Raw genomic sequence first — 8,861 nt, 5'->3', positions numbered from 1 at the left:
CCCCAGATATCTCAACCGCTCGATAAGAGGGAGTGAGCGGCCCGCGAGCGGATGGAGCGGGTGGGTGATGACCACCGAATCCAATGGCGACTTCGTCTTCAAGGGGGTGCGTCGATAGGGGCTTGCCCGAGCCTGTGTCGAAGGGCATCGCGGCGACGATGACGGTGGTGCTCATTGCCTACCTTGGCATCGACACGGTGTGGAACCTCATCCAGGGCTGGATTGAGTTGTCCGAACAGGCACGGGTGGCGCGGACGTTCGATGAGCTCCGGGACGCGGGGGAGGAGTACGGCGAGGTGATGGGGAAGAACGCCGCGCGGGCGTTCGTGATGCTGGCGCTGGCGGCGGTGGGCAGCACGGCGGAGACGTTCGCGGCGAAGGTCGCGACGCTCCCGGGTTCAGGGCAGGCCGCGTTGGTGGCCGCGGAGGCGGGTGGCTTCCGGCTGGGCGCGGCGGCGCAGGTGGAGTCCGCGGCCGTGTCCTCCGAGGGCGTCATCACCCTGGTGCTGCCGGCGAACGCGGTGGCCATGTCCGCTCGGGACGACAAGGGGCCCGTCGCGAGTGGCGCGGATGCGGAAGGACATGAGCACCACATCGCATCCAACAAGTGGTGGAGTGCCACGAACCGTGGTGGCCCGTGGTCTCCCCAGTTCCAGAAGATCTTCGACAAGGCGGGGATGTCGCTTGATGATCCCGCGAACAAGGTTCGTGTGCCGGGACACAGGGGACCGCATCCAGAGGCGTACCATCAGTGGGTATTGAGGTCCCTTTCCCGAGCAACGAACAAGTGCCGCAGCATGGCGCAATGCAGGGCTCTGCTGACCGATGAGTTGAGAAGTCTTGCCAGTCAAATCACCAGAAAAGGGGGCATCATGAATCGGTGGGTGACTGGCCTTGAGTGATGCGGCAAACCCATGAGGACCATGGAATACTTCGACCTTCATGAGGATGTCGCGGAAGGATTCTGGTGCCTGGGGCATCCGCTTGACCTCCAAGGTCGCGAACTCGACGATCCCTGGCAGTTCACGGGTGGAGAACCCGCGCACTTCAAGGACCCGATTCGGCTTCCGCTGGACCTGGAGGGGGAATCCCGTGACTACTCACATGCGGCGTTCGGTACCCCGGTCATCAACGCGAGGCTCGCGGCTCTTTTTCAGGAGTTGGCTCCGAACGACGTGGAATTGATCCCCGTCAAGGTCGACTCCCACGCAGGGCCGTACTTCATCCTCAATGCCCTCCGCACCATTCCGTGCGTCGATATCGAGGCTTCGGAAGAGGCCTACTTCTGGACCGAAGAGGATGAGGTTCCGGAGAAGCTCGGCACTCTCAGGTCCATCTACGGCATGCGCATCGACCCGTCGAAGGTGGGCGATGCGAAGGTGTTCCGCCCTTCGGAATGGGATGTCGTTCTCATCGTCTCCGAGGACATCAAGGAGGCGATGGAGCGTGCTGGCATCACGGGCGCGGTGTTCGAATCGGTCTCGGGGCCGCCGACCTTCGACCCCGTTCGCCGCGCGGAGACGAAGAGGCGTGGCGAATTGTGGGATCAGGCTCGCCGTGCCCGTGCGGCCGTGTGGCGCGAGCTCGGCACCATGTCTGACGACTTCTACATTCCTCCGGTCGTTGGCGGCCCATGGCCCGGCGAACGGCAGTGGTGGGAGGCCATGCGCCGTCCTGATGGCGGCATGCTCATCGTGACCGACGGCCTGTCCGACCCGTTCAACGACATCCTGGACCGCCCCACCGCGGGCTTCGGACTGGAGCTCGCCATCGAGACCCCGGAGCCGCTGGGGGAGGTGTGGAAGAGCTGGCCGGTTCAGCTCCTCGAACGCGTCGCCTATGAAGTCGCCGAGTTCGAGAGGCTCCGTGCCACCCTGTCCAAGGGCACGCTGTCCATGGAGGTCCATGGCGTGGGCCTTCCCGAAACCCTCATCACTCCCGAAGGCCGCGTGGCCGTGCTCATCGGCATGGAGACGGACTCGCTCCCCGCGCGCTTCACCCTTCCCGGCGGGGAGGTCCGGCTCCTCACCGTGAAGGTGCTGATGCCCGCGGAGCTGGCGTGGTTCCTCCGCCAGGAACGGGGCGCCGCGGCGGAGCTCATCCGCCGCTTCAACGAAGCGGGAGAGGGCCACCTCTCCCGCTCCTGGCGCCAGCCCGTCGTCAGCTAACGCAGCCGCCAGATGCCCGTGGAGCGCGCGGGCAGGCTCGTCTTCCACGCTCCCGTGCCTCCACTGAGCGGCGTCACTCCGGAGTCCAGGAACAGCGGCTCCGCCGTCGTGGCCTCCACGTCGAACGGCCCCATGGATTCCTGCGCGGTGGAGAAGTTGTGGACCACCAGCACCTGCTCGTCGCCCAGCGTCCGCACGAACGCGAGCGAGCGCGACACGCCCGTCGTCGCCGTGAACAGCCGCAGGCCTCCGTTGCGCAGCGCCTCCGAACCCTGGCGCGCGTGGATGAGCGACCGGTAGCGCGACAGCAGCGACCCCGGGTTGCTCCGCTGCGCCTCCACGTTCGCCGTCTCCCGGCCGCTGGAGAATGCGTACCAGGGCGACCCCGTGGTGAAGCCTCCGCCCGCCGCGGCCGTCCACGGCATCGGCGTGCGCTTGGACTCGTCGTTGTTGGCGTTGCCGTTCCCCAGGCCCACCTCCTCGCCGTAGTAGAGGAACGGCGCGCCCGGCAGCGTCAGCACCACCGCCGCCGCCAGCCCCAGCTTCCCTCCGTCGTTGGAGAACTGCGTCGCCAGCCGCACCATGTCGTGGTTGGTGAGGAAGGGCGCGTCCGCCACCCCGGCCGGGTAGTTGTTCTTCATCTCCAACAGCTTCGCCGCCACGCCGCCGGCGTTGCCCGCGTTGATGCCTTCAATCACTCGCGTGGACAGGGGGAAGTTGAAGTTGAGCGGCAGCTCATCCCCGCCCGGCACCGTCGCCGTGGAGCCGTAGTACTTCGCCACCGACGGCGTCTCGCTCCAGTTCTCACCCACCAGCACGGCTTCCGGCTTCACCGAACGCACGTGCGCGGAGAACTCCTTCCAGAAGGCGTGCGTCTCCGGCGTGTCCGCCTGACTCGCGCCGCCTCCCGTCTCGATGAGGTAGCGCGCGGCGTCCAGCCGGAAGCCGTCCACGCCGCGCTGGAGCCACAGCGTCGCCAGACGCTTCATCTCCTCGCGCACCGCGGGCGTCTGCATGTTCAGGTCCGGCATGCCGCCCCAGAAGACGCCGTAGTACCAGCCGCTGTCCTCACGGTGCCACGTGCCCGTCGTCGAGTAGATGTCCCACGGCTGCTTCCAGCCCGGATCATTCGCTCGCCACTGGTACCAGTCCCGCTTCTGCGACTGCGCCGAGGACGCCGAGTCCACGAACCACGGATGCGACGCGCTGGTGTGGTTGATGACGAAGTCGAGGATGACGCGCATGCCCCGGCGGTGCGCCTCGTCACACAGCCGCTGCAGATCCTCCAGTGAGCCGTACGCCGTCTGGATGCGCTCGTAGTCCGTCACGTCGTAGCCGTGGTAGCTGGGCGATGCGAACACCGGCATCAGCCACAGCGCGTCCACGCCCAGGTCGTCCGTCGTCGCGGGGTTGCCGTCGTTCAGGTAGTCCAGCCGCGAGATGAGCCCCGGCAGGTCGCCCACGCCGTCGCCGTTGGAGTCCTGGAAGCTGCGGACGAACACCTCGTAGAACACCGCGCCCCGGTACCACGCGTCTCCCGCGGGCGCGGCGAGCGTGATGTTTCCGGGCGGGGACGGCGTGGGAGCGGGCGGAGGCGAGGAACCGGCGCAGGCCGACAGCAGGGCCGCGCTGCAGAGGGAAAGGCCGCGGAGGGGTCGCATGGCTTCCCCCTCTAACAGCGAACGTTCCACCCCGGCCAGCGCGGGGCCCGGATGAAGCGCGTTCACGCGGACGGTAGGCTGGTGACCAACATGTCCCACGCCGCGCGCCGCCTCCATTCCCTGCATATCCGGCAGGGGCACCCGGACTTCCTCGACCTTCCGTGGGAGCTGCCGCTGGAGGCGTGGACGGAGCGTTCACCGCGCGTGGTGGAGGTGCCGCGCGGCCTGTCCCGGCACGTCGTGGTGTTCGTCAGCTACGGCGCCACCATCTACGCCTTCAAGGAGACGCCCGCGCGCGTGGCGCAGCGCGAGTACGACCTGCTCCGCGGCCTGGAGGAGCGCCGGCTGCCGTCGGTGTGTCCCGTGGGCCTGGCGGTCCAGACGGAAGAAGGACTGGAGTCCTCGCCCGGTGACAGGCCCGGGCTGCTCATCACCCAATACCTCGCGTCGTCGCTGCCGTACCGCGCGCTGTTCATGCACCAGGGATTGGAGCGCTACCGGTCGCGGCTCCTGGACGCGATGGCGGGCCTGCTGGTGCGGCTGCACCTGGGCGGCTTCTTCTGGGGCGACTGCTCGCTGTCCAACGTGCTCTTCCGCCGCGACGCGGGCGAGCTGCAGGCGTACGCGGTGGACGCGGAGACGTCCGAACTGCACGAGCAGCTCTCCTCCGGCCAGCGGGAGATGGACCTCCAAATCATGGAGGAGAACGTCGCCGGAGGCCTGGCGGACCTGGCCGCTCGCGTGGAGCTGGCGGAGGAGCTGCCCCAGGAGCTGGAGGCCTGGCAGGAGACCGCCGCCAGCATCCGTCAGCGCTACGAGCGGCTGTGGGCCGAAATCAATCGCGAGCTCATCCTCCAGCCGCACGAGAGCTACCGCATCCACGAGCGGATCCGCACGCTCAACGACCTGGGCTTCTCCGTGGGCGAGGTGGAGCTGCTCGCGAGCGGGCAGGGCAGCCAGCTGCGCATGCGCACCATCGTCACGGACCGCGAGTACCACCGGCACCAACTGCACACGCTCACCGGCATCGTCGCGGAGGAGCGTCAGGCGAGCCTGCTGCTCAACGAGATGCAGGAGATGAAGGCCACGCTCACGCGCAAGCTGGACCGCAGCGTGCCCTTGAGCGTGGCCGCGTTCCGCTGGCTGGACGAGCGCTATCACCCCACGTTGTCACGGCTGCAGAAGGACCTGGGCCGCGCGGCGGACACCGCGGAGCTCTACTGCCAGGTGCTGGAGCACAAGTGGTTCCTGTCCGAGCGCGCGAAGCGCGACGTGGGCCTGGACGCGGCCCTCCAGGACTACGTGACGCTCACCCGCAAGCAGCCCGGCATCGCGCCGCTCGTGGAAGACACGGCGCGGCCCTCCAAGGACCTGTAGCCCCGCCGGTCACAAGAACCCTTCACGCTGTGGCACCCGATGTCACAGGTTCACGGCGGGGCCGGTGCGCATGCCTGGGATTGTGAGGCTCCGGGGTTCACGGCGAGTCGTTGGCATGTTGGATGAAGGCGGGCGCTGGCCGTCTTCCAGGGATTTTCCCTGGAACCTGTCAGGAGTCCCCCCGCATGCGTCTGTTCCGCCGTCTTGCCCACTCCAGCCTCGCCACGTTGTTCGTCCTGGCCCTTCCGCTCGCGGAGGCTCGGGCGGAGGACTGCGTCCAGTTCGCGGTGATGAAGCACTGCGCCTCGGGGGGCGCGAAGCTGACGGTGGACGTCAAGCAGGAGGAGCTGCTCGTCGAGTTCCCGGATGCGTCCGCGAAGGGCGGCGTGACCGTGGACACCGAACACGCGAAGGGCTGGAGCGCCGGGCTGGCCCACGAGCCCTCCGGCGAGGCCCGGGAGTCGACCATCAAGACGGTCGTCTCCGGCGGCAAGGTGGTCGCCGCCTCCATCGTCACGGACACGCCTGACGGGCAGGAGTTCGCGGCGAGCTTCGTGGACGCGGACGGCAAGCCGACCACCTATTCGGCGATGGTGTTCCTGAAGGGCCAGCTCGTGGCCTCCGTGAGCGGACTGCCCAGCGGCAGCGTGGGGGCCAGGTCCATCGCGAGCCTCGGCAAGAAGTCCTGCACCACCCTCAACTACAGGGCGTGCATGAAGCTGTGCGGGGGCGGCTCCATTCAGTGTGCCTACTGCAAAGTCCCCTGCGTCGGCAGCGTGAACCAGGAGGAGTGGGTGCTCGGCAACGGCAAGTATCCCTACCTCGACTTCTCCTTCCAGACGCCCTTCGGTGCCTTCTCCGTGGGTGACTCCGCCAAGGCGGCTCCGGAGATCGTCGCGGGGGATCAGCTGGTGCTGATCTCGGACGCGCCGAGCGATGGCGCCCAGGGCATCGACCAGGTGCTCGTGCAGAGCACGGCGAAGACGGTGTCGCTGTCCAACGAGACCGTGTCCCACTAAGAGCCCGCCGGCGGCCCTCCCGCTCCGTGCCGGGCGGGAGGGCGTCAGCGGCAGACGCGGATGGGCGGCTCGATGAGGAACGGCTCGGTGGCGTCCGGGTCGTCCGGGTCGAACGCGGGTGACATGGGGCCCGCGCCGGTGGGCTTCCACTTGCGCGGCACGCGCTCCAGGCCCACGGGGTAGATGGTCAGCGCCCCGTCCTTCCCGATGCGCATGCGCAGGAAGTTCTTCCAGTCCGGCAGCGCGAGCGACCCGAAGGCCTCGTTGGAGTGCGCGCCGAAGAAGTTCACGCTCAGCCAGAGGTACACGCCCGTGATGAACGGGCCCACGAGGAAGCCGCCCACGAAGGTCAGCGCGCTGGAGAAGAAGAACTTGCCCGCCAGGTGCAGCCAGCCGTCCGCGCAGTGAGCGCCATCCGGCGTCAGCACCGGACACACGCCCAGCTTGCTCACCGTGAGCCAGGTGGCGCCCCAGGCGATGAAGAACGCCGCCACGATGTGCGCCACGCCGTGCAGTCCGCCCAGCAGCGCCCGCCATTTCCCGAGCGCTGCGTCCGCCAGCGCCGCGAGCCCGCCCACCGTCACCATCCCGAGGATGAGCGTCCAGGGCCGGTTGACCATGCTGTTGGCCACCGCCGTCACCACCTCCGGCAGGCGGGAGAGGCCCAGCGAGCCCACCTCCGCGTAGGCCGCCAGCGCGAGCAGCAGGTACCACAGGCCCGTGATGAGCCCGAACAGCGGGCTGTGGCGGATGAGCAGCAGGTTCTTGCGCGCGAGCTTCCGCGACGTGGACTCGTCCGGGAAGCTCTTGCGCAGCGTGGAGCCGTCGCGCAGCACGGGCGCTGCGGGCGCGTGCGTGGGGTGCATGAAGGCGCCGCCGCCGCCCGCGGTGATGCGGTGCTGGCCGGTGTCGTCCTCGTGCCGGCGGTAGTGGTGCAGATCCCCCGCGAGGAACACGGCGATGCGCCGCCCGAGCACCTTCTCCTCCAGGTACTCCAGGTTGTTCTCCAGGTAGCTGCCCTTGTGGCGCCGCGCGGCCGCCGCCAGCACCCATGCCGGTTCCGCGTTGCAGAGGATGACGCGGTCGTCGGGGCCCATCTGCTCCGCGACGTGGCGGAAGTACTCCACCTGGGGCACGTCGATGTCGCTGTTGAGCTGCACGTCCGTGCCGATGAGCCACCAGTTCTTCGGCAGCTTCAGCGCGAAGTAGCTGCGGCTCTGCCGCGTGCGGCGCCCGGCCAGCCAGCGCTGCGCGCAGAACAGCCGCATGAAGGCGGACAGGCCGTCGTACCAGTCGTGGTTGCCCGGGATGACGAACAGGTCCGGGTGGGGCGCCTGCGAGCGGCGCATGGCGGCCTCGTAGGGCTGCACCGTGCGCTCCTCGTACGTCTCACGGCTGGCGCCCGGGTAGACCTCGTCCCCGCCGAACACGAGGACGCGGCCTCGCGGCGTGATGTGGGCCGTCTTGCCGTCCTCTTCCGGGAGCCGCAGCTCCGGCAGCGCCAGCAGGCGCGCCACCGCGTAGGTGGAGTCCCAGCCGTCGCCGATGTCGGAGACGTAGTCGAGCCAGAAGTCGCCGTCCGCGCCGGTCTCCTCCGAGTAGTCGAAGTAGGGCTGCTGCGGACGCACCACCGCTTCGATGAGCCGGTGGTCCGCACGCGCGCCGAACACCGTGGCCACCACCGCGTCCAGGCCCGTGCGCAGCACCTGCCCGGGGTGCAGCCAGCGCACCATGTCCGCGTGCTTCTGGGGATTGGTGGCGGTGGCCGTGCCCCGTTCACGCACGAGGTGCGGCGCGGGCTTGGGGTCCTCGGCCCAGGGCGCGGGCGGTTCGTAGCGGCGGTCGCCTTCCGGACGCGTGGGTTCACCGGCCATCGCGGAGCCCTGGGACGGCGAGGGAAGGGGACGGGAAGGCGGGCGGCGCCAGCGTGGACCGGAGAGCCATGGACCCCTGGCTTAGCATGGCTGCACCGGACTCCTGGAGGGCAGGCAGGCGTGGTTTCCGTTCCCTGGCGGGACGGTCCCTGCGACCCTGCGGCGCATGTCGAACGCCTCCCTGAAGGACTTCCCCGTCGTCGTGCCCTTCCCCGTGCACTGGAGCGAGATGGACGCGTTCGGGCACGTGAACAACGCCCGCACGTTCACCTGGTTCGAATCCGCGCGCATCGCGTACATGGCCCGCATCGGGCTGGTGGGCCCGTCCGGCGCGGGGGCGGACACGACGATGGCGGACGGGGTGGGTCCCATCCTGGCGAACACGCACGCGGACTACCTCAAGCCGGTGGTGTTCCCGGTGAACCTGGTGGCGGGCGCGCGCGTCACGCGCGTGGGCAATTCCTCCATCACCTTCGAGCATGCGGTGGCGGGCGCGGATGACGGGGTGCTCTACACGCGCGGCGGCTCCATCATCGTGACGCTGCGCTACGCCACGCACGAGAAGGTGCCGGTGCCGCCCGCCGTGCGAGCGGCCATCGAGACGCTCGAAGGCCGTCCCGTCGGTGGGCAGGCGTAGTTCCCGAGCGGGCGAGTGCCATCATGGACCGAAGTCCACGGGCATCACTCCGACGTGCCGGATAGATTCGGCCGTGAGGAACTTCATGAGCCCTTCCCAGCCCGCCAACCCCCATATTCGTCCCC

6 protein-coding genes and 1 pseudogene are annotated in these 8,861 nt (G+C 68.8%); 5 read left to right on the top strand and 2 right to left on the bottom strand.

The window, feature by feature from the left end; all coding sequences use genetic code 11:
- Positions 1-122: 122 nt before the first annotated feature.
- Positions 123-902 (top strand): annotated as a pseudogene (locus D7W81_RS36895) (AHH domain-containing protein); the annotation flags it as partial.
- A gap of 12 nt (positions 903-914) precedes the next feature.
- Positions 915-2,168, top strand: coding sequence for an imm11 family protein (locus D7W81_RS36890; RefSeq protein WP_368773756.1), 1,254 nt, complete (start codon positions 915-917; stop codon positions 2,166-2,168).
- On the opposite strand, the gene D7W81_RS36885 is transcribed toward D7W81_RS36890, so the two are convergent.
- A complete protein-coding gene (locus D7W81_RS36885) occupies positions 2,165-3,829 on the bottom strand; it encodes an alpha-amylase family glycosyl hydrolase (protein ID WP_120560063.1) in 1,665 nt (554 codons plus the stop codon). The two genes, D7W81_RS36890 and D7W81_RS36885, sit on opposite strands and share 4 nt — an antisense overlap.
- A gap of 90 nt (positions 3,830-3,919) precedes the next feature.
- Here D7W81_RS36885 and D7W81_RS36880 point away from each other — a divergent pair, with 90 nt between their 5' ends.
- On the top strand, positions 3,920-5,206 hold the full coding sequence (locus tag D7W81_RS36880; RefSeq protein WP_120560060.1) for a DUF4032 domain-containing protein: 1,287 nt from the start codon (positions 3,920-3,922) through the stop codon (positions 5,204-5,206).
- A gap of 185 nt (positions 5,207-5,391) precedes the next feature.
- Complete coding sequence (locus D7W81_RS36875; RefSeq protein ID WP_120560059.1) at positions 5,392-6,225, top strand: hypothetical protein; 834 nt, start codon at positions 5,392-5,394, stop codon at positions 6,223-6,225.
- Positions 6,226-6,269: 44 nt separating this feature from the next.
- On the opposite strand, the gene D7W81_RS36870 is transcribed toward D7W81_RS36875, so the two are convergent.
- Positions 6,270-8,099 carry a metallophosphoesterase gene (locus D7W81_RS36870; RefSeq protein WP_208721604.1) on the bottom strand — a complete coding sequence of 610 codons (1,830 nt, stop codon included), beginning with the start codon at positions 8,097-8,099 and terminating at the stop codon, positions 6,270-6,272.
- Positions 8,100-8,265: 166 nt separating this feature from the next.
- On the opposite strand from D7W81_RS36870, the gene D7W81_RS36865 reads away from it, so the two are divergent.
- Complete coding sequence (locus D7W81_RS36865; protein ID WP_120560058.1) at positions 8,266-8,736, top strand: acyl-CoA thioesterase; 471 nt, start codon at positions 8,266-8,268, stop codon at positions 8,734-8,736.
- Positions 8,737-8,861: the final 125 nt, after the last annotated feature.

This window comes from Corallococcus aberystwythensis, from assembly GCF_003612165.1.
Classification (GTDB): domain Bacteria; phylum Myxococcota; class Myxococcia; order Myxococcales; family Myxococcaceae; genus Corallococcus; species Corallococcus aberystwythensis.
This window is presented reverse-complemented; position numbering and strand designations above follow the sequence as displayed.